The following is a 575-nucleotide window of genomic DNA, read 5'->3' as shown; positions in this document are numbered from 1 at the left end:
GACGTGGCCGTAGGGTCGAGAACATCCCAACTGCTTAGGCTTTGCCATCGATTACGTTTTGCATTCCAACTCTCGCGTTCGACTCTAAAGCCTGCAATGGCACCTTGATCCCCCGAATAGTTCCAAGTGAGAGAAACAATACTATTGTTGATCGAGATGGAAAGAGCTTCTGGTGCCTTAACGACTAGAGGAGGAGGTGGTGGCGGTTCCGAAGGTGTTGCAGTCAGAGCTCCCACTAAATTAAGTCGTCCGTATTGAGAGATGCTCTGTAAATCTTGCCCATCAGCACCTATTGGATCCGCTCCCTGTTCCAACATCATACGAATCATCTGGTTACAAGGTACGCCAGAGGCATCTTGGCAAGTTGCACGATCGGATAACTGATCTGCATATTTGTATGCCCAAAGTAACGCAGCTGCGCCAGCAACATGAGGACTGGCCATGGATGTACCCGACTGCCAATGCAGACAGGCGTCATTATCGTAATCGAAGGTACCACACTGCTCATTTGGCATCGTCGAGAGAATACTGTCACCGGGTGCCATTAGCGACACCCAATCGCTACCGAAACTAGA

The 575-nt window shown here is 49.9% G+C and carries 1 protein-coding gene; it reads right to left on the bottom strand.

What is annotated here, in order from left to right:
* On the bottom strand, window positions 1–545 hold a 545-nt coding region (locus tag R7Z49_RS26610; RefSeq protein WP_318112663.1), incomplete at its 3' end, for a S8 family serine peptidase.
* Between the last annotated feature and the right edge of the window lie 30 nt (window positions 546–575).

It is taken from the genome of Vibrio sp. 1562 (assembly GCF_033340155.1).
GTDB lineage: Bacteria > Pseudomonadota > Gammaproteobacteria > Enterobacterales > Vibrionaceae > Vibrio > Vibrio alginolyticus.
This window is presented reverse-complemented; position numbering and strand designations above follow the sequence as displayed.